This window comes from Variovorax sp. NFACC27 (genome assembly GCF_048301545.1).
Taxonomy (GTDB): domain Bacteria; phylum Pseudomonadota; class Gammaproteobacteria; order Burkholderiales; family Burkholderiaceae_C; genus Variovorax; species Variovorax gossypii.
The window spans coordinates 8,066,614-8,085,897 of the sequence record NZ_CP157613.1; the positions used below are offsets into that span (position 1 = coordinate 8,066,614).

Below are 19,284 nucleotides of genomic sequence, written 5' to 3' on the forward strand. Positions count from 1 at the left end.
CGCTTTTTCTGAAACGAGACACGGCGTGATCTGGGGCCCGCGCCGCAAGGCGCAAGGTTCAGCTCACGCTTTTATTTGACGGTGCCCTTGGGCAGGACCTGCACCACGGCGCTGCGCTGGATCTTGATCTCGACGCCGTTGGCGATCTCGAGGCCCAGGTACTGGTCGTTCAGCGAGGTGATCTTGCCGAGCAGGCCGCCGGCGGTGGCGACTTCGTCGCCCTTGGCCAGGGCCTCGATCATGGCGCGGGCTTCCTTCTGGCGCTTCATCTGGGGCCGGATCATGACGAAGTACAGCACCACGAACATCAGCACCAGGGGCAGCATGCTGCCGAGCGAGGACATCATGTCGCCGCCGCCTGCAGCGGGCGCGGTCTGGGCGAAAGCAGAGGAAATGAACAAGAGAGTCTCCAGCAGAGGGAAGAAGAGAAAAGAAAACGTGTGGGAGCGCGGGTCACGCCCGCGGTTCCTTGGGCTTCGCCGCCACGCGGGATGCGGGCTGCAACTCAAAGCGCGGCGGGGCCTGGCCGCGCACAGCACCGGGCATTGTATTCGGCGCGGATGCCGGCTCCGAGCGCTTATCCGGCGCAGTGGGGAGGGCTTTCGAGCTGTCCCGGGAGCCGGCTTTTTGCTACGGTTTCGATAGCAAAGGGCGCCCGAGGGCGCCCTTTGCATGGTCCGCCGGCCCTTGCGGCTCCAGCGCCCCCGGGGTCAGGCCGCCGCGCGCGGCGCCTGCTGCGGGTTGCGCCAGCGGGTCATCAGTTCGCTCCAGCGGGTGCGGGCGGCCGCCAGGTTGCGGTCCTTCACGTGGCCGTAGCCGCGGATCTGCTCGGGCAGCCCGGCGATCTCCAGCGCCAGCGCGTGGTTGTCGGCGCGCAGGCCGCCGATCACTTCCTCGATGCTGGCGCGGTACTCGCCGATCAGCGCGCGTTCGGTCCTGCGCTCCTCGGTGCGGCCGAAGATGTCGAGCCCCGTGCCGCGCAGGCCCTTGAGCTTGGCGAGGAACCTGAAGCCCGTGAGCATCCAGGGGCCGAACTTCTGCTTCTGCAGCTGGCCCTTGGAGTTCTTCTTCGCGATGATCGGCGGCGCCAGGTGGTAGTTGAGCTTGAAGTCCTTGCCCATCTGGCCCTCGAACATGCCCTCGATGCGGCCGAGGAAGGCAGGGTCGCTGTGCAGGCGGGCGACCTCGTACTCGTCCTTGTACGCCATCAGCTTGAACAGGTAGCGCGCCACCGCCTCGGTGAGCGCCGTGCTCTTGCCCACCGCCGCCTCGGCCCGCTGCACCTTGCCCACGAACTGCTTGTATTCGTCGGCGTAGGCGGCGTTCTGGTAGCCGGTCAGGAACTCCGCGCGGCGCTCGACGATGCTCTCGACCGACTCGCGCTTCTTGAACTCGATGACCTGGCCCGGACGCACGCGCTTCTGCAGCTCTTCCGGCCGTACCGCCGCCTGGCGGCCCCATTCGAAGGCCGCCTTGTTGTTATCGACGGCCACCGCGTTCAGCTCGATGGCGCGCATCAGCGACTCGTGCGCCAGCGGGATCCAGCCCTTCTGCCAGGCGTAGCCCAGGATCATCGGGTTGACGTAGATGGTGTCGCCCATCAGCGCGGTCGCGGTGGCATCGGCATCGAAGCTGCCCACGCCGTCGGTGCCCACGGCGCGCACGATCTCGGCCGCGCAGGCTTCTTCCGGGTTCTTCCAGTTGGCGTTGCGCACGAAGGCGGCCGTCGGCGCGCTGTGGCTGTTGAGCGCCACGTGCGTGCGCCCTTCGCGCATGCGCGCCATGGTCTCGGCGTTCACCGTGACCAGCGGGTCGCAGGCCAGGATCAGGTCGGCCGCCGCCGTGCCCACGCGGGTGGTGCGGATGTCGTCCTGCGTGTCGCCGATGAGCACGTGACTCCAGGTGGCACCGCCCTTCTGCGCGAGGCCGGCCGCGTCCTGCGTGACGATGCCCTTGGCCTCGATGTGCGCCGCCATGCCCAGCAGCTGGCCGATGGTGATCACGCCGGTGCCGCCGACGCCCGCCACCACCACGCCCCAGACCCTGCCGCCTTCCAGCGACGGGATCGACGGCTCGGGCAGCAGGCCGAACTCGGCCGGCGTGGCCGCCTTGTTCTTGCCCTTCTTCTTCAGCTGGCCGCCCTCGACCGTCACGAAGCTCGGGCAGAAGCCCTTCAGGCAGCTCATGTCCTTGTTGCAGCTGCTCTGGTTGATGGTGCGCTTGCGGCCGAACTCGGTCTCCAGCGGCTCCACGCTCAGGCAGTTGCTCTGCACGCTGCAGTCGCCGCAGCCTTCGCAGACCAGCTCGTTGATGACCACGCGCTTGGCCGGATCGACGGCCGTGCCGCGCTTGCGGCGGCGGCGCTTCTCGGTGGCGCAGGTCTGGTCGTAGATGATGGCCGTGGTGCCGGGAATCTTGCGGAACTCGCGCTGCACGTCGTCGAGCAGGTCGCGATGCTTCACCTGCACGTGCTCGCCGGGGATGGTCACGCCCTCGTACTTCTCGGGCTCGTCGGTGACGATGACGACCTTGGCCGCGCCCTCGGCATGCAGGCTCTCGGCGATCTGCAGCACCGAGTGGCCCTCGGGGCGCTCGCCCACCGTCTGGCCGCCGGTCATGGCCACCGCGTCGTTGTAGAGGATCTTGTAGGTGATGTTCACGCCCGCCGCGATGCTCTGGCGGATGGCGAGCAGGCCGCTGTGGAAGTAGGTGCCGTCGCCCAGGTTCGCGAAGATGTGCTGGTCGGTCGTGAAGGGCTGCTGGCCAACCCACGGCACGCCCTCGCCGCCCATCTGCGTGAAGCCGATGGTGGAGCGGTCCATCCAGGTCGCCATGAAGTGGCAGCCGATGCCGCCCATCGCGCGCGAGCCCTCGGGCACCACGGTGCTGGTGTTGTGCGGGCAGCCCGAGCAGAACCAGGGCTGGCGCGTGGCGTCGGCCACACCGGTGGAGGCCTGTTGCAGCACCATCGAGCGCTCCTTGGCCTCGAGGATGGCGAGCTGGGCGTCGATGCGCGCGGTCATGTCGGCGCCGGCGGCGGCCAGCAGGCCGGTCTTCTTCAGGCGCGTGGCAATGGCCTTGGCGATGAGCGCCGGGTTCAGGTCGGCGTTGGCGCGCAGCAGCGTGTGCGAGGTCGGGTTGGGCATCGACCATTCGCCGCCCGAGTAGCCCTCGGCCGCGTGCACCTCGCCCTCGTCGAACTTGCCGACCACGTTGGGCCGCACGTCGGAGCGCCAGTTGTAGAGCTCTTCCTTGAGCTGGTATTCGATGACCTGGCGCTTCTCTTCCACCACCAGAATTTCTTGCAGGCCGGTGGCGAACTGGCGCGTGAGCTGCGCCTCCAGCGGCCACACCACGCCCACCTTGTGCAGGCGGATGCCGAGCTGGCGGCAGGCCGCGTCGTCCAGGCCCAGGTCGATGAGCGCCTGGCGGGTGTCGTTGTAGGCCTTGCCGCTGGCCATGATGCCGAAGCGGTCGTTCGGGCCCTCGATCACGTTGTGGTTGAGCCGGTTGGCGCGGATGTAGGCCAGCGCGGCGTACCACTTGTAGTGCATGAGCCGGGCTTCCTGCTCCAGCGCATGGTCGGGCCAGCGGATGTGCAGGCCGCCGGGCGGCATCTCGAAGTCGGTGGGAATGACGATCTCGACGCGCTCGGGGTCGATCATGGCCGTGGCGCTCGACTCGACGATCTCCTGGATCGTCTTCATGCCCGACCACACGCCCGCGAAACGGCTCATGGCGAAGGCGTGGATGCCCAGGTCGAGGATTTCCTGCACGTTCGCCGGAAAGAACACCGGCGTGCCGCAGGCCTTGAAGATGTGGTCGCTCTGGTGAGCGGCGGTTGAGCTCTTGGAGATGTGGTCGTCGCCCGCCACCGCGATCACGCCGCCGTACTGGGTGGTGCCGGCCATGTTGGCGTGCTTGAACACGTCGGAGCAGCGGTCCACGCCCGGGCCCTTGCCGTACCAGATGCCGAAGACGCCGTCGAACTTGTTGGTGCCCTGCGGGGAGAAGCCCAGCTGCTGGGTGCCCCACAGCGCGGTGGCGGCCAGCTCTTCGTTCACGCCGGGCTGGAAGACGATGTTCTGTTCCTTGAGGAACTTGCTGGCCTTCCACAGCGCCTGGTCGTAGCCGCCGAGCGGGGAGCCGCGGTATCCGCTGATGAAGCCGGCGGTGTTCTTGCCGGCCTGCTTGTCGCGCAGTCGCTGCAGCATGGGCAGCTTCACGAGGGCCTGGACGCCGCTCATGAAGGCGCGGCCGTAGTCGAGGGAGTACTTGTCGTCTAGCGTGACGGTTTCTAGGGCCTTGCGAATGTGCGCGGGTAGCGGTGCATTCATGTCGTCTGTCTCCGTTTGGCAGGGCCTCGTGGGCCTGGCTGTTTCTGGGTCTGTGCCCGGGTAGGGCACGAGCCCATGATCCCGCAAAGTGTATGCCGGGGTCCGCGACAGGTGTTTGCGTTCTTTGCCGGGAAAAACGCGTATCCAGAAAGAATCTTGCTTAACATCGGCATCCATGGAAAGCATTGACAAGTTCGACCTCGCGATCCTGCAAGAACTGCAGGCGGACGGCCGCCTCACCAACGCCGAGCTTGCGCAGCGCGTGGGCCTGTCGGCCGCGCCGTGCTGGCGCCGGGTGCGCGCGCTGGAGGAGGCCGGCTTCATCAAGGGCTACCACGCCGAGATCGACCGCCACAAGATCGGCCTGGGCGTGCTCGCCTTCGTGCGGGTGGACACCGAGCGCGTCACCCACGAGGCCACGCGCAAGCTGGAGGACGCGATCCGCAAGCTGCCCGACGTGATCGCCTGCCACTACATCAGCGGCACCGGCACCTTCGAGCTGCAGGTGGTGGCGCAGGACCTCGACAGCTTCTCCGCCTTCGCGCGCCAGCACCTCATGAACCTGCCGAACGTGAAGGACCTGCACACCAGCTTCTCGCTGGGCGAGGTGAAGGCCAGCAGCGCGCTGCCGCTGGCGCACCTGGGCGGCGGCGCCCGGCCGCGCGCGGCCTAAGTCCTTGGGTCAGCGCCGCTCGGCCCGGCTGGCCTCGCGGATCGCGCGGAATTCCGAACCCTGCCCCCATTCCGGCCAGCGCCGGCTGTTGGCCAGCGTCTCGCCCACGCGGTAGAGCAGCGGCAGGTCGTGCGCCATGCCGGCGAAGGACCAGTCGGCGCGCCATTCGTCCGCCGGCTGGTGGTAGCGCTCGGCGGTGTAGGCCTTGCCGGCCGCCTCGCCGGCCGCGAGCCCGCCTTCCACCAGGTCGTTGCCCGAGGCGAAGGACAGCGCGGGCACGCCGCGCTTGGCGAAGGAGAAATGGTCGGAGCGGAAGAAGTAGCCGGCCTCGGGGTGCGGATCGGGCGCATAGGCCAGGCCGAAGCCCCTGGCCTGCTCGACCAGCAGGTCCTGCAGCTGCGAGACCGCGCTGCCCGAGGTGCTGAAGTTGCGCGCCGTGCCCTCGGGGCTGAGCGCGTCCATGTTGATGACGGCCACCGTCTTCGCGAGCGGGTACAGCGGCCTGGCTCCGTAGAACTCGGAGCCCAGCAGCCCGCGCTCCTCGGCCGTCACCGCCAGGAAGACCACCGAGCGGTCGGGCCTGGGACGCGCGCCTGCGAAGGCGCGACCCATCTCGATCAGCGCGGCCAGGCCGGTGCCGTTGTCGACGGCGCCGTTGTAGATGCGGTCGCCCTTCGCATCGGGCGCGCTGACGCCGAGATGGTCCCAGTGGGCGCTGTAGATCACCGTCTCGCCCGGGTGCCTGCGGCCCTCGATGCGGCCCACCACGTTCTTCGAGACGATCACCTGCCGGTCGATGGCGTACTCGGCCGACAGGCTCGCGTCCTTCAGCACCTGGGGCTGGAACTCGCGGGTCTGCGCGAGCTTCTTCTGCGCCTCGAAGTCCAGTCCCGCGCGGCGCAGCAGCTCGACGGCCACGTCGCGCTGGATCCAGGCCTCCAGCTTCGGATGCACGGCCGCCGGCTTGTCGCGCTCGATGTCGAGCATGGTCGCGGTGTTGGAATTCTTGACCGTGGCCCAGCCGTAGGCGGCGGGGGCGGTCTCGTGCACGATCAGCACGCCGAGCGCGCCGCGGCGCGCGGCCTCCTCGAACTTGTACGTCCAGCGGCCGTAGTAGGTCATGGCCTTGCCGCCGAAGTCGCCGCTTCCGGTTTCGAAATCCGGGTCGTTCACCAGCACCACGGCGATCCTGCCCTTCAGGTCGACGCCCTTGTAGTCGTCCCAGCGCCGCTCGGGTGCGCTGACGCCGTAGCCCACGAAGACCAGCGGCGCCTGCTGGATCGAAACCGCGGTCGAGCCGTCGAGCGCCGCGCGCACCGCGATCTGCTCGCCCTGCGCCAGCGCGTCGCGCTGGGCGCCCACCTGCAGCGTGATCTGCGGCGTGCCGCGGAACTCGGTCTTCACCAGCGGCACCGATTGCGTCCACGCGCGCCGTCCGCCTTCGAGATCGCCGCCGGGAGCGAGGCCCGCGGCCTTGAACTGGGCGACGAGGTAGTCGACCGTCTTCGCTTCCGCCGGCGTGGCGGGCGCGCGGCCCTCGAAGTCGTCGCCGGAGACCGTCTTCACGATCTGCGAGAGGCGCTGCGGATCGAAGACCGGCACCGCGGGATCGGCCGCCAGCGCGCTCGCGGCGCTCCATGCGAGACCGATGCCACAGAGAAGAAAGGCGGGCCGGAACGTCTTCATGCAAGGCTCCTCGACAGCAAAGTCCCGGATGCTAGCCAGCGGGCACCGGCCGTATCGCGATGCCCTTCATCCCGCCCGGAGAACCTTAGTTAGCCCGCCCGCGCGAAGGAACCCAAAGGGACGCAAAAGAAAAAGGGCCGGCCCCCGCGAGGGAGCCGGCCCGGCAATCCAGGCCGCGTACGGCCGGCAGCGCGGGCTCAGGTCGGAAGGCCGTCAGAAGGCCATTTCCTTTTCGACTTCCTGCAGCTTGCGGCGGGCCAGCGCCAGGTTCGACTTCGCCTTGTCCAGCACGAAGTAGATGAACACGCCTTCGTGCCGCGCCATCGGGCGCAGCAGGTGGTACTGCTTGCCGAGGGTGATCAGGATGTCCTCGATGCTGTCGTTCAGGCCGAGGGCGCGCATGGTCTTGAGCTTGGCGCGCATCACCTCGGTGTTGCCGGCGGCGGCCACTTCCAGGTCGACGCCGGTGCCGACGGAGCCCAGCATCATGCCGCTGGAGGAGTCGACCACGGCGGCGCACAGCGCGCCGTCGGCGGTCAGGAGGTTTTCGAGGCTGTTCTGGATCGAGGCCATTTCAATGTTTTCCCAAGGTTCGGTTGCTCATGCGAATGAAGGAGTGAGGCGAGGGCGTCGCATGCAACCCGTCCGCGCCTGTGGTTCGATCCGGCCGGCGGCCGCTCATGGCGCCTCGAGCGCCCGCACGCAGGCCGCGGTGCGGTACATCGCCTGGGCCAGCACCGCGCCGGCGCCGGCGATGACGTTCACCACCAGTTCGGTCTCCCCGTTGCGTACCGGGCTGACGAGCGCGAAGCCGTTGTCGGTGGCGACCGTGATGCAGGTGCAGCGGCCCAGCCGCGCCTCCTGCGCCGCGACGGCACCGATGGCGCAGATCGAGCTGGCCATCGCGGCGATGCGCGCGGGCTCGATGTCGCGCTGGCTCGCGCTGGCGATCTCGAAGCCGTCGGGCGTGGCGATCACCACGGAAACGATGCCGTTCACGTCCTCGAGCACGCGCTGCACCTCGTCCGCGGCGCGCAGCCTGATGGCATGGGGAATCCTCATGGCGCGACCTCTTCGTCGAGCGCCTCGATCTGCATCAGCAGCATCTCTATCAGCGAGACCACGTCGTCCCTGCGGCGCGGATCGATCTCCAGCACGGGCAGCACCAGCCCGCGAGCGGCCAGCGCGCGCGCATAGTCGTCGAGCGTGGGAAGGGGGTGCGTGGGCAGCCGGTTGATGCCGAGCGCGCAGGGCATCTTCTCGAGCGCGCCCGCGAAGCCGTCGAGGTAGGCCGCCAGGTCGGCGAGCGGATCGGGCCGGCTGTTGTCGATGAGGATGGCGAAGCCCAGTGCGTCGCGCACCAGGATCTTCCACATGAAGTCGAAGCGGGCCTGCCCCGGCGTGCCGTACAGGCGCAGCCGGTCGCCGTTGTCCAGCGTCACCTGGCCGAAGTCGAGCCCGACGGTGGTGGTGGCCTTGGCGACCGAGGCGTCCGCATTCGCGACCTCGGTGCTGATCGGCGGGGTTTCGCTGATGGCGGCGATGGCGGTGGTCTTGCCCACGCCCATCGGGCCCGTGAAGACGAGCTTGTAGTCCCTCATGGCTGTCTCCGCTCAGGCCAGCCCGAGGCGCTGGCGGATGCGCGAGAGCAGGCCCTGCTTGCGCCGCGCGGCATCGCCGCCGGCCTGCGCGCGGGAAGGCACGGGGGCCTCCCCGGCCCAGGCCAGGGCGCCTTCGCCGTCGAGCAGGCCGAGGAAGGTGCTGCACACCTCGACGTCGACGCGGCCGAGCACGCTGAGGCTTTCCGCCGACTGCGTGCTCCTGGCAAGCGCGGCCGCCAACCGGGCGAAGGCCGGATGGCGCCGCAGTGTCGCCTGCGAGGGCCAGCGCACGAGCGAGGCACGCATGCCGGCCGGGCGCTGCGCGGCACGAGCGGCATCGCCCAACGACGTGCCCGGACCGACCTGGTTGAGCAGTTCGACCAGTTCCTCCGCATAGATGGGTCGCGCCAGCGCGCGGCTGCCGCTCGCGGCGGCGGCATCGCCACGGCTCACCATGGGCACCACGAAGCGTGCCCTGAGCGACTGCCATTCGGAGGCCGGGAAATCGCCGTCCATCAGCAGCAGATCGCAGGATCGCGATTCGCTGACGGTCCAGCGCGAGCGGAGATTGGAGCTGAGGCGCACGATGATTCTCAGGAGCTCGACCTCAACCTGAGGGAGCCCCATGACGCCCAGAACGAGAGACATACCTTCTTCTTCCCTGATTACTTGTTTTCAAAGGTTTGCCATTGTTATTCCTGTTAACTATTGGTGTATTGCAAATCGGGGCAACGCTTGAAATTGGGGCTGGCAACGAGAAGAAATCCACAGCGTTTGTTAACAGGGAGGGCGTCGACACCACATCCGCGCAGGCTGCGGCGCAACCGGGGGCCCGCGGCCGGGAGCCTAAAATCCCGCTCCTTTGCCCTTTTCGGGCGGCCTTAGCCATCACTTCCCGGGAGATACACCCCATGAACCGCATCCGGCGCGCCCTGTCGCTCGTTCTTCTTTCCGCCAGCGCGGCCTTCACGCTCGGCGCCCAGGCCCAGAACCGCGAGCTGATCGTGGCCTCCAGCGCCACCTACGCGCCCTTCGCCTTCGAGAACAAGGACAAGCAGATCGTCGGCTTCGACATCGACATCATCAACGCCATCGCCAAGCAGCAGGGCCTGAAGATCAAGATCGTCAACACGCCCTTCACCGGCATCTTCGGCGCGCTGAACAACGGCGACGTCGACCTCGTGATCTCGGGCGTCACCATCAACGAGAAGCGCAAGCAGAGCTACGACTTCACGCCGCCCTACTTCGCGGCCCGCCAGCTGATCGCGCTGCCGAAGAACAGCAAGGTGGCCTCGCTGAAGGACCTGGCCGGCAAGAAGATCGCCGTGGTCAGCGCCTCCACCGCCGACGACATCGCATCGCGCGAGTTCGGCAAGACCAACCCCGACATCCGCCGCTTCGAGAGCACGCCGCTCATCATTTCCGAGCTGGCCGGCGGTGGCGTCGATGCCGCCATGGGCGACAACGGCGTGATCGCCTACCGCGTGGCGCAGAACCCCGAGCTGAAGACGCTGGACGACAAGTCCTTCCCCGAAGAGGGCTTCGGCATCGTCGTGAAGAAGGGCGACAAGCCGCTGCTGGACAAGCTCACGGCCGGCCTCGCGGCCATCCGCGCCGACGGCAGCTACGTGACGATCTACAAGAAGTGGTTCAACAAGGACCCGAACGTGCGCTGAGCCGCACGGCATTTCACCGAACACGGCCGCCCCAACGCGGCCGTTTCGTTTTCCGTTGATCGATGAGAGTTTGAGGACGCAAGCATGGAACAACCAGTGCTGCTTTTCGGATGGTTCCGCTGGGACATCCTCGTGGAATACAAGGACCTGTTCTGGCAGGGCGCATGGATGACGCTGCGCATGACGGTGGTCTGCGTGCTGCTGGGCGCGAGCTGGGGGCTGTGCCTCGCGCTCGCGCGGCTGGCGCATCCGCGCCATGCGCCATGGACCTGGGTCGCGCGCTTCTTCCTGCGCTGGCCGGCCACGGTGTACGTGAGCTTCTTCCGGGGCACGCCGCTGTTCGTGCAGATCCTCCTGATCCACTTCGCGGTGATGCCGGTGTTCATCCACCCGACCTCGGGCATCCTGATCGACGGCGAGCTCGCGCGCACGCTCAAGCAGGAGCATGGCGCGCTCATCTCGGGCGTGGTGGCGCTCACGCTCAACTCGGCGGCCTACATCTCCGAAGTGTTCCGCGCGGGCATCCAGTCGATCTCGCGCGGGCAGTTCGACGCGGGCCGCTCGCTGGGCTTCTCGCCCGCGCAGGTGATGCGCTACGTGGTACTGCCGCAGGCCTTCCGCCGCATGCTGCCACCGCTGGGCAACAACGCCATCGCGCTGCTGAAAGACACGTCGCTGGTCTCCGCCATCGGCCTGGCCGAGCTGGCCTACGCCGCGCGCACCGTGGCCGGCGCCTATGCGCGCTACTGGGAGCCGTACCTCGCGATCTCGGTGATCTACTGGGTGATGACGCTGATCCTCACGACGATGCTGCGCCGCCTGGAGCACCGCCTCGCGCGTAGCGACAGGGGATAGCAGCGGCGGCCGCGCCAAAATAGCGCCACATGCCGCCCATATCCCCCGAAGAGACGCCCATCCCCGCCGCGAGGCCGCAGCCGACGAAGTTCGCGGCGCTCGTGCCCCTGAAGCTCCCCGTGTTCCGCATGCTGTGGAGCACCTGGCTCGTCGCCAACATCTGCATGTGGATGAACGACGTGGCCGCCGCGTGGATGATGACCACGCTGACCTCCTCGCCGATCTGGGTGGCGCTGGTGCAGTCGGCCTCCACGCTGCCGGTGTTCCTGCTGGGCCTGCCCAGCGGCGCGCTGGCCGACATCCTCGATCGCAGGCGCTGGCTGGTGGCCACGCAGTTCTGGCTGGCCGGCACCGCCATCGTGCTGTGCGGCGCGCTGGCACTCGACCTCATGACCGCGCCGCTGCTGCTGGCGCTGACCTTCGCCAACGGCATCGGGCTGGCGCTGCGCTGGCCGGTGTTCGCGGCCATCGTGCCCGAGCTGGTGCCGCGCACGCAGCTGCCGGCCGCGCTCGGGCTGAACGGCATCGCGATGAACGCATCGCGCATCGTGGGCCCGCTCACCGCCGGCATGCTGATCGCGAGCGCGGGCAGCATCTGGGTGTTCGCGCTGAACGCGGTGCTGTCGGTGGCCTCAGGCTTCGTGGTGCTGCGCTGGCGGCGCGAGCACACGCCCAATCCGCTGGGCCGCGAGAAGCTCATCAGCGCGATGCGCGTGGGCGTGCAGTTCGTGCGGCAGTCGCAGCGCATGCGCGCGGTGCTCACGCGCATCTCGATCTTCTTCTTCCACTCGACCGCGCTGCTGGCGCTGCTGCCGCTGCTGGCGCGCAACCTCCAGGGCGGCGGCGCGGGCACCTTCACGCTGCTGCTGGCGGCCATGGGCGCGGGCGCGATCGTCGCGGTGCTGTTCCTGCCGCGGCTGCGCCAGGCGATGGGGCGCGACCAGCTGGTGCTGCGCGGCACGCTGCTGCAGTCGGGCGCCACGGCGGTGATGGCCTTCGCGCCCAATGCATGGGTCGCGGTGCCGGCGATGTTCTTCGGCGGCATGGCGTGGATCACGGTGGCCAACTCGCTGTCGGTGTCGGCCCAGCTCGCGCTGCCCGACTGGGTGCGGGCGCGCGGCATGTCGATGTACCAGATGGCGATCATGGGCGCGAGCGCGATCGGCGCGGCCATCTGGGGGCAGGTGGCAACCGTCACCACGCTGGTCGCGAGCCTGAGCGTGGCGGCCGTCAGCGGCACGCTGCTGATGCTCGCGGCGCTGCGCTGGGTGACCGACGTGAGCGGCGAGGACGACACCAGCCCCGCGCAGGCCGGCTGGGCCGTCGGCCCGCCCGCGGAAGCCCCGGAGGAAAACGGCCGCGTGGTGATCACCGTCGAGTACCTCATCGATCCGGCGCGCGCCGCGGCCTTCCACCTCGTGATGCAGCAGACGCGCCGCGCGCGGCTGAGCCAGGGCGCCATCGGCTGGGAATTGCTGCACGACATCGCGCAGCCCGAGCGCTACGTGGAGCAGATCGTCGACGAGTCGTGGACCGACCACCTGCGCCGCTTCAACCGCGCCACCGCCAGCGACATGGCGCTGCGCGAACGCCGGCTCGCCTTCCACATCGGCGAGTCGTCGCCGGTCATCACGCGGTACATCGTGCGGCGCTGAACGGGCATCCGGTCGGACCCTGTGATACGGAAGTTCGATTGTTTCCTGATTGTCAATTGCCCTGAATAATGGGCCGCGCCGGGCCCCTCGGCCTTGCGAAGAACAAGAAGGAACAAGAGCCATGCGTCTGGAGCAGCGCGACAGGTCCGCACGCCGCAATGCGGCCTTCCCGGTCTCTCCTCTTCCATGGCTCGCAGCCGCCCTCGCGGGGCTGGCAGGCGGCGCCGCGAACGCCGCATGCGGTCCCACCGCGACGCCGGGCACTGGCGACACGGTGGTCTGCAGCGGAACGACCGCCGGCTCGGACAGCGTGATCGCAACGCCGGGCAGCACCGGCGTGAGCATCACGGTGGACAACGGCGCCACGCTCACCACCAACGCCACGCAGGCCCTGCTGGTGCGCGACGCCAGCACCATTACGAACAACGGCACCATCACCGTCTCGGGCGGTTCGGGCTCGGCGCGCGCGGCCATGGTGGCCACGGGCAACGACAACGCCATGACCAACAACGGCACGATCCGCACGACGAGCAGCGGCACCTCGGGCATCCTGGTCACGTCGAACAGCAGCACGCGCACGCTCATCACCAACAACGGCAGCATCTCCACCACGGGCGGCAGCTCGCACGGCATCTCGACGCTGGGGCCGGGCAACACCGTCGTCAACAACGGCAGCATCGCGGCCAGCGGCAACTCGGCCAAGGGCGTCTACCTGCAGGGCGGCAACCTCGTGGCCAACCTGCTGGTGAACACCGGCAGCATCGCCACCACCGGCGCCAACTCGCCCTCGGGCGGGGCTGACGCGGTGCATGCGAACACGCTGGGCACGAGCTTCTTCTCGCGCGTGGAGAACCGCGCCGGCGCCACGCTGTCGAGCGCCAACGGCTACGGCTATCGCGGACAGAACGGCAACGACACGCTGGTCAACGCCGGCACCATCGAGGGACACGGCGGCGCGGGCAACACCGATGCGATCTACATGGGCGCGCTCGGCCTCGGCACGCTGATCCTGCAGACCGGATCGGTCATCCGCGGCGGGGCCGACGGCGGCGTCGGCAAGACCGCCAGCACCTTCCTCGAAGGCAGCGGCACCGTCGACAACGCCTTCCGCAACTTCCAGAACCTCACGATGCGCGGCACCGCGTGGTCGTGGCTGACCGACGCGAACTTCTCCGACTCTGTGCGCGTGGAGTCCGGGCGCTTCACCCTTCCGGCCACGCTCACGAGCCCCGTCATCACCGTGCTGCCGGGCGCCACGGTGGCCGGCACCGGCACCTTCGCGGGCAACGTGACCAACCAGGGCACGCTGCTGCCAGGCCCGAACGACGGCACGAACTTCGGCGCCTTCACCGTGCGCGGCAACTACTTCGGCGGCAGCGGCGCGCTGATGCAGGTCAGCACCGTGCTGGCGGGCGACAACTCGCCGTCCGACCGGCTGGTGATCGACGGCGGCACCGCCTCGGGCGCCACCAGCCTGCGCGTGGTCAACCGCGGCGGCATGGGCGCGCCCACGCTGGCCGACGGCATCCTGGTGGTGCAGGCCGTGAACGGCGCCACCACGGCCGACAGCGCCTTCTCGCTGACCCAGGCGGTGGAAGCCGGTGCCTACAGCTACCGGCTGTTCCGCGGCGGCGCGACCGGCGCCAACCCCGACAACTGGTACCTGCGCAACAACGGCTACCTGGTCGGCGGCCACGTGGTGGGCTCGCTGGAGGAAGCCATCGAGGAGGCCGAGGCTTCGGGCAGGCCGATGCCGGTGGAGCAGGTCAAGCTCTACCGCCCCGAGATCCCGCTCTACGGCGCGCTGCCGATCGCGGTGCGCCGCCTCGGGCTGGCGCAACTGGGCACCTTCCACGACCGGCAGGGCGACCAGCAACTGCTCGCGAACGACGCGGGGGACACCGGCGGCGAAGGCCGGCAGGCCTCGTGGGGCCGCGTGTTCGGCGAGAGCACGCGCCAGCGCCTGCGCGGCGACGCGAACCCGCAGTTCGACGGCAGCGTCAGCGGCCTGCAGCTGGGCCACGACTTCCTGGCCGCCACCGACGCATCGGGCGGACGCCATCGCGTCGGCGTGCTGGGCGGCTACACGCGCGCCAGCGGCAACGCGAGCGGCATCGCCGACGGCGCCACCAACGAGGCGGTCGGCCGCATCACCGTGGAGGGCTACAGCCTGGGCGCCTACTGGACCCGCATCGCGAGCAGCGGCTGGTACAGCGACGCCGTGCTGCTGGCCACCCGCTACAAGGCCGATGCGCGCTCCACGCTCGGGCGCGGCGGCCGTCCGCACGGCACCAGCGTGACCGCGTCGATCGAGGCCGGCTACCCGCTGGCGCTGAGCGACGACGTCACGCTGCAGCCGCAGGTGCAGCTGATCTGGCAGCGCAGCTCGCTCGACAGCTTCGACGACGGTATCTCCTCCGTGCGCTTCCAGCGCGACAACGCCGTCACCGGCCGGCTGGGCGCGCGGCTCGAAGGCCGCTTCGAAGCCGGCGGCGGCGTGTGGAAGCCGTACCTCAAGCTCAACCTGTGGCACACCTTCGGCGGCAGCAACGCCATCTACCTCGGGCCCACCGACCAGGTCGTCAACCGCCGCAACTCGGGCGCGCTCGAGGCGGGCGGCGGCATCGTGGGGCAGCTGAACAGGAAGCTGGCGGTCTACGGCGGCCTGGCCTACACCAGCGCCGTGGGCAACACCCAGCAGACCGGCTGGCAGGGGCAGGTCGGGATGCGCCTGCGCTGGTGAACGCAACGGCGGTTTGCCCGTGGACGGTCAATTTTTGACCAACTGGGTGAATTTGATGGCACGCGGCTTGCATGAGTGAAAATCGCCGGGTATCCACGGATAGCCTGTCTTTTTTGACCGTATGGATAATTTAAGCCACCGCCACAACAGGCGCCACGAGGTACCACCGCGATGAATCCGCCTCCCCTGCGCAGCCGCTTCTGGTCCGACTTGACCAGCGAAGAGTTCTCCCGCCTCGACCGCGAACGGCTCATTGCCGTGCTGCCGGTGGGCGCCACCGAGCAGCACGGTCCGCATCTGCCGATGTCGACCGACACCGCCACCATCGACGGCATGGTGCGCGCCACGCTGCCGCACCTGCCCGACGACCTGCCGGTGCTGTTCCTGCCCACCGTGCCCTACGGCAAGAGCAACGAGCACTCGCGCTACCCCGGCACGCTCACCGTGTCGGCGAACACGTTGATCTCGATGTGGAAGGACATCGGCTCCTGCGTCGCCAAGGCAGGCGTGCGCAAGCTGGTGCTCTACAACAGCCACGGCGGCCAGATGAGCGTGATGGACATCGTCGCGCGCGACCTGCGCGAGGAGCACGACATGATGGTCGTGGCCGCCAACTGGTACACGCTGGGCCTGCCCGAGGGCCTGTTCACCGCGCACGAGGGCAAGCACGGCATCCACGCCGGCGACCTCGAAAGCTCGGTGATGCTGCACCTCACGCCCGACTACGTGCGCCGCGACCAGTTCCAGAACTTCAGCTCGATGACCGAGCAGCTCGCCGCGGAGAACAAGTTCCTCTCGATCACCCCCAGCGGCAAGCTCGGCTGGCAGATGCACGACATCAACCCCGCCGGCGCCGCCGGCGACGCCACGCGCGCCACCGCCGAGAAGGGCGCCGCCGTGCTCGACCACGTGGGCCGACGCTTCGTCGAGCTGCTGCAGGAAATCGACCGCTTCCCGCTCTCGCGCCTGGCCAACCAGCCCGCCTGGAAATGAGCTCCGACGCCACCACCACCGCCAGCGCGCCGCTGGTCAGCCTGCGCAACGTCAGCAAGCGTTTCGCCAACGGCACGCTCGCGCTGCAGGGCATGTCGCTCGACATCGGCGAGCACGACTTCATCAGCTTCCTCGGCCCCTCGGGCTGCGGCAAGAGCACGGCGCTGCGCCTCATCGCGGGGCTCACGCGCCTGAGTTCGGGCGACATGCACTGGTCCGGTGCCGCAGCCGCCGGCAACAAGAACGGCAAGACCGACCGCGACCTGGGCTTCGTGTTCCAGGAGCCCACGCTCATGCCCTGGGCCAAGGTGTTCGACAACGTCTGGCTGCCGCTGAAGCTGGCAGGCACCAGCCGCGACGCCGCCGCGCCGGTGGTGAAGCAGGCGCTGGAGATGGTCGGCCTCTCGCGCTTCGCCGACGTGTACCCGCGCGAGCTCTCCGGCGGCATGAAGATGCGCGTGTCGATCGCCCGCGCGCTGGTCACGCACCCGCGCCTGCTGCTGATGGACGAGCCCTTCGCCGCCCTCGACGAGATGACGCGCATCAAGCTTAACAACGACCTGCTGGCCATCTGGCGCGAGCACCGCTTCTCGGTGGTGTTCGTCACGCACAGCGTGTACGAGTCGGTGTATCTGTCGAACCGCATCGTGGTGATGGCGGCGCGGCCCGGCCGCGTGATCGACGAGATCCGCATCGACGAGCCCTACCCGCGCGGAGAAGACTTCCGCACCTCGACCCGCTACAACGCGCACTGCACCGCGGTGTCGCAATCCCTGCACGGAGCCCTGCATGGCGTCGACATCGATCACTGAACCCGCCGTCGCCGTCACGGCAGATGCGGACGCGGCTCCCTCCGAGGCCTCGCTGCGCGCGCACGAGGACCGGCTGCGCCGGCGCGAGTCGATGCTGCGCATCGTGGTGCCCGCGGCCATCGTCGCGCTGCTGCTGCTGGCGTGGGAATGGACCGTGCGCGCCAACAACATCCCGCACTACATCCTGCCCGCGCCCTCGCTCATCATCCGCACGCTGTTCGACAACTGGGAATCGCTGTCCAGCGCGCTGTGGTTCACGGTGAAGCTCACGCTGCTGGCGCTGGTCGCGGCCATCGTGGGCGGCGTGCTGCTGGCCATTGCCTTCGCGCTCTTCAAGTGGGTGGAGATCGGCCTCTTCCCGATCGCGGTGATCCTGCAGGTCACGCCGATCATCGCGATCGCGCCGCTGATCCTGATCTACGTGTCGAGCACCACGGCAGCGCTCTTGCTGTGCGCGTGGATCGTGGCCTTCTTCCCGATCTTGTCGAACACCGTCATCGGTCTGAAGAGCGCCGACAGCAACCTGCGCGACCTGTTCCAGCTCTACAAGGCCTCGCCCTGGCAGACCTTCCGCTACCTGCTCGCGCCGAGCGCGCTGCCGTACTTCATGGCGGGCCTGAAGATCGCGGGCGGCCTGAGCCTGATCGGCGCGGTGGTGGCCGAGTTCACGGCAGGCACGGCGGGCAAGGAGACCGGGCTGGCCTCGCGCATCCTCGAATCGAGCTTCCGCACCGAGATCCCGATGATGTTCGCGGCGCTGCTGCTGGTTTCGTTGCTGGGCATCGTGATCTTCATCGTGTTCGCCGCGTTGTCGCGCCTGGTCCTGGGCCACTGGCACGAAAGCGAGATGCGTCGTGAACGCTAGGACTCCAACCCCTGCACCGGCCGTCGACTGGGACGCCGTGCGCGAGGACCTGCGCGGCCTCAACGTGATCACCGCGCCCGGACAGCGCAAGCAGCTGTCGAAGGACTTCTACTGGTACAGCCCCATCCTCACCGCGCAGCTCGCGGGCTGCGTGGCCGACCTCGTGGTGAAGGTCGGCACCGAGGACGACGTGCGCCAGGCCGCGGCCGTGGCCGCGAAGTGGAAGCTGCCGCTCACGGTGCGCGCGGGCGGCACCGGCAACTACGGCCAGTGCGTGCCGCTCGAAGGCGGCATCGTGCTCGACGTGACGCAGATGTGCCGCGTGCTCGACATCCAGCCGGGCAGCATCCGCGTGGAGGCCGGCGCGCGCATGCACGACATCGACCTCGCCGCGCGCGAGACCGGGCAGGCGCTGCGCATGTGGCCCTCGACCTGGCATGTGGCCTCCATCGGCGGTTTCATCGCGGGCGGTTTCGGTGGCATCGGCTCGTTCCGCCACGGCATCCTGCGCGACCCCGGCAACCTGCTGCGCGCGCGCGTGATGACGGTGGAGCGCGAGCCGCGCGTCATCGAACTGCACGGCGACGAGATCCAGCAGGTACACCACGCCTACGGCACCAACGGCGTGATCCTCGACGTGGAAGTGGCGCTGAGCCCCGCCGTCGACTGGGTGCACTGCACGGTGCTGTTCGACACGTATCGCGGCGCGCTCGACTTCGGCATCGCCGCGCAGGCGCCTTCGCTCGACATCTTCCTGCTGTCGACGGTGGAAGCGCGCTTCTCGCCCTACTACACGGCCATGCGCGACCGCTTCCCGGCCGACCGGCATGCGGTGTTCGCGATGGTCTCTCCCGAATCGATGGCGGACTTCCGCGCGCTCGCCTCGGCGCAGGGCGGCACCATCTCGGTGGCCGGCACCGAGGCCGAGCTGCTCGCCGAAGGGCTGCCGCCGGCCTACGAGTGCGCCTTCAACCACACCACGCTGCAGGCGCTGAAGGCCGACCGCAGCTGGACCTACCTGCAGGTGGCCTACGCACAGCCCTTCGACCCGGCCGTGGTGGAGCGGCACCTGAAGATCTTCGGCGACGACGTGCTGCAGCACCAGGACTTCGCGCGCGCCAACGGCGAATGCGGCACCTTCGGCATCCTGCTGGTGCGCTGGAAGGGCGAGGCGCACCAGTACGAGGTGATCCGCGAGATCGAGTCGCAAGGCGGCTGCGTGATCTTCAACCCGCACGTCGTGACCATCGAGGACGGCGGCATGAAGACCATCGACACGCAGCAGATCGAGTTCAAGAAGCGCAGCGACCCGATGGGCCTGATGAACCCCGGAAAAACGCGCGGATGGCGCCCCGACATGGCCGTCGGGCGCTGAAAAGCCTTAGTCT

Annotated in this window: 16 protein-coding genes; 9 read left to right on the plus strand and 7 right to left on the minus strand. The window is 68.7% G+C overall.

Features of this window, described 5'->3' with window-relative positions:
* Window positions 1-71 precede the first annotated feature (71 nt).
* Together yajC and ABL840_RS37890 are read right to left on the minus strand one after the other, a co-directional pair.
* Entirely contained in the window at window positions 72-401 is a 330-nt protein-coding gene (gene yajC / locus ABL840_RS37885; RefSeq protein WP_093196024.1) for a preprotein translocase subunit YajC, read from the minus strand.
* A gap of 309 nt (window positions 402-710) precedes the next feature.
* A complete protein-coding gene (locus ABL840_RS37890) occupies window positions 711-4,337 on the minus strand; it encodes an indolepyruvate ferredoxin oxidoreductase family protein (protein WP_093300124.1) in 3,627 nt (1,208 codons plus the stop codon).
* A 175-nt stretch (window positions 4,338-4,512) separates the two neighbouring features.
* Here ABL840_RS37890 and ABL840_RS37895 point away from each other — a divergent pair, with 175 nt between their 5' ends.
* Entirely contained in the window at window positions 4,513-5,010 is a 498-nt protein-coding gene (locus ABL840_RS37895) for an Lrp/AsnC family transcriptional regulator (RefSeq protein ID WP_093196022.1), read from the plus strand.
* A 9-nt stretch (window positions 5,011-5,019) separates the two neighbouring features.
* On the opposite strand, the gene ABL840_RS37900 is transcribed toward ABL840_RS37895, so the two are convergent.
* From ABL840_RS37900 to ABL840_RS37920, 5 genes are all read right to left on the minus strand, one after another.
* Complete coding sequence (locus ABL840_RS37900; RefSeq protein WP_093300125.1) at window positions 5,020-6,696, minus strand: M28 family metallopeptidase; 1,677 nt, start codon at window positions 6,694-6,696, stop codon at window positions 5,020-5,022.
* A 213-nt stretch (window positions 6,697-6,909) separates the two neighbouring features.
* The gene (locus ABL840_RS37905) at window positions 6,910-7,269 is read right to left on the minus strand and encodes a hypothetical protein (RefSeq protein ID WP_093196020.1); all 360 of its coding nucleotides are present in this window, start codon (window positions 7,267-7,269) and stop codon (window positions 6,910-6,912) included.
* 105 nt (window positions 7,270-7,374) lie between these two features.
* Window positions 7,375-7,758, minus strand: coding sequence for a roadblock/LC7 domain-containing protein (locus ABL840_RS37910; RefSeq protein ID WP_093196019.1), 384 nt, complete (start codon window positions 7,756-7,758; stop codon window positions 7,375-7,377).
* Complete coding sequence (locus ABL840_RS37915) at window positions 7,755-8,297, minus strand: GTP-binding protein (RefSeq protein WP_093196018.1); 543 nt, start codon at window positions 8,295-8,297, stop codon at window positions 7,755-7,757. The genes ABL840_RS37910 and ABL840_RS37915 overlap by 4 nt, the downstream gene beginning before the upstream one ends.
* Before the next feature lie 12 nt (window positions 8,298-8,309).
* Window positions 8,310-8,945, minus strand: coding sequence for a hypothetical protein (locus tag ABL840_RS37920; protein ID WP_093300126.1), 636 nt, complete (start codon window positions 8,943-8,945; stop codon window positions 8,310-8,312).
* 263 nt (window positions 8,946-9,208) lie between these two features.
* On the opposite strand from ABL840_RS37920, the gene ABL840_RS37925 reads away from it, so the two are divergent.
* From ABL840_RS37925 to ABL840_RS37960, 8 genes are all read left to right on the plus strand, one after another.
* Window positions 9,209-9,973, plus strand: a complete 765-nt coding sequence (locus tag ABL840_RS37925; protein WP_093300127.1) for a basic amino acid ABC transporter substrate-binding protein — start codon at window positions 9,209-9,211, stop codon at window positions 9,971-9,973.
* 84 nt (window positions 9,974-10,057) lie between these two features.
* Window positions 10,058-10,828: an amino acid ABC transporter permease gene (locus tag ABL840_RS37930; RefSeq protein WP_093300128.1), complete on the plus strand. Its 771-nt coding sequence runs from the start codon at window positions 10,058-10,060 to the stop codon at window positions 10,826-10,828.
* Between the two features lie 29 nt (window positions 10,829-10,857).
* Window positions 10,858-12,483, plus strand: coding sequence for an MFS transporter (locus ABL840_RS37935; protein WP_093300130.1), 1,626 nt, complete (start codon window positions 10,858-10,860; stop codon window positions 12,481-12,483).
* Window positions 12,484-12,604: 121 nt separating this feature from the next.
* Window positions 12,605-15,226 (plus strand): autotransporter outer membrane beta-barrel domain-containing protein, encoded by a 2,622-nt coding sequence (locus tag ABL840_RS37940; RefSeq protein ID WP_093300131.1) that lies wholly within the window; start codon window positions 12,605-12,607, stop codon window positions 15,224-15,226.
* A 171-nt stretch (window positions 15,227-15,397) separates the two neighbouring features.
* The gene (locus ABL840_RS37945; RefSeq protein WP_093196006.1) at window positions 15,398-16,219 is read left to right on the plus strand and encodes a creatininase family protein; all 822 of its coding nucleotides are present in this window, start codon (window positions 15,398-15,400) and stop codon (window positions 16,217-16,219) included.
* Complete coding sequence (locus tag ABL840_RS37950) at window positions 16,216-17,031, plus strand: ABC transporter ATP-binding protein (RefSeq protein WP_093300132.1); 816 nt, start codon at window positions 16,216-16,218, stop codon at window positions 17,029-17,031. Before ABL840_RS37945 ends, ABL840_RS37950 begins: the two co-directional genes overlap by 4 nt.
* Entirely contained in the window at window positions 17,009-17,896 is an 888-nt protein-coding gene (locus tag ABL840_RS37955) for an ABC transporter permease (protein ID WP_176947407.1), read from the plus strand. The genes ABL840_RS37950 and ABL840_RS37955 overlap by 23 nt, the downstream gene beginning before the upstream one ends.
* The gene (locus ABL840_RS37960) at window positions 17,886-19,271 is read left to right on the plus strand and encodes an FAD-binding oxidoreductase (RefSeq protein WP_093300133.1); all 1,386 of its coding nucleotides are present in this window, start codon (window positions 17,886-17,888) and stop codon (window positions 19,269-19,271) included. Before ABL840_RS37955 ends, ABL840_RS37960 begins: the two co-directional genes overlap by 11 nt.
* Window positions 19,272-19,284: the final 13 nt, after the last annotated feature.